Source organism: Bartonella sp. PS17NMGDW, assembly GCF_042193555.1.
Lineage (GTDB): Bacteria > Pseudomonadota > Alphaproteobacteria > Rhizobiales > Rhizobiaceae > Bartonella > Bartonella grahamii.
Window position 1 is genome coordinate 1 of record NZ_JBHILY010000079.1, and the last position, 979, is coordinate 979.

At 41.8% G+C, this 979-nt stretch carries 1 protein-coding gene; it reads left to right on the forward strand.

Annotated features, from left to right (window positions below):
- Nucleotide 1: 1 nt before the first annotated feature.
- Nucleotides 2-979, forward strand: a 978-nt coding sequence (locus ACFIJK_RS09365) for a tyrosine-type recombinase/integrase (RefSeq protein ID WP_375627598.1), incomplete at its 3' end; no start/stop codon positions are given.

Here is a 979-nt window from a genome sequence, read left to right on the forward strand (position 1 = left end):
ATTGGGGGCTGGCAAATATAATGATGGTGCCGGCTTGTTACTTCATAAGCGTAAAGATGGAGGTGCTCAATGGATTTTACGATATACCCTCCACGGTCGGCGCCGTGAAATGGGATTGGGTGCCTTAAGACATGTCTCTTTAAAACAAGCCCGTGAATTAGCAACTGGGTGGCGTGCTGTTTTACGTGAAGGGCGTGACCCTATTAAAGAACGTGAAAAACAAAAGCGTGAAGCAATAAGCAATCTCCATTACTTAAAAGACATTGCCGTGGATGCTTTTGAAAGTCGTAAAGCCGAATTAAAAAGAGATGGTAAGGCTAGTGATTGGTTTTCACCTTTGCGGCTTTACATTCTCCCTAAACTAGGCTGTCTTCCCGTTTCTGAGATTACACAAACAGAGATACGCGATACGCTTTCTCCCATTTGGCATACAAAAGCTGGAACAGCTCAGATAGCATTGATACGTCTTAATCTTTGTCTCAAACATGCGGCTGCTTTGGGTTTGGATGTTGATTTACAAGCAACAGAAAAAGCACGTGCTCTCTTAGGAAAACAACGTCATAAGATCATTAATAGACCAGCAATGGATTGGAAAGATATACCAGCTTTTTATCAGTTCCTCTGTAAAACACAAAACATAACACATCTTGCTTTGCGTCTGCTTATCCTTACAGGGGTTCGCTCTAACCCTTTACGTCTTATTCATAAAGATCAAATTGATGGGGATATATGGACAATTCCTGCTGAGAATATGAAAGGAAAGCGTGATACTACAACAGAATTTCGCGTGCCCTTATCATCTGAAGCATTAAAAGTAATTGAACAAGCCCGCTGTATCTCTAAAAGTGATTTCATCTTTTCACTTACCGGTCGTGGTCCTCTTTCACATACGATGATGGCGGCGTATATGAGAAAAAATAAAATTGAAGCCTGCCCCCATGGTTTTCGCTCTAGTTTACGCAATTGGCTCGCTGAAACA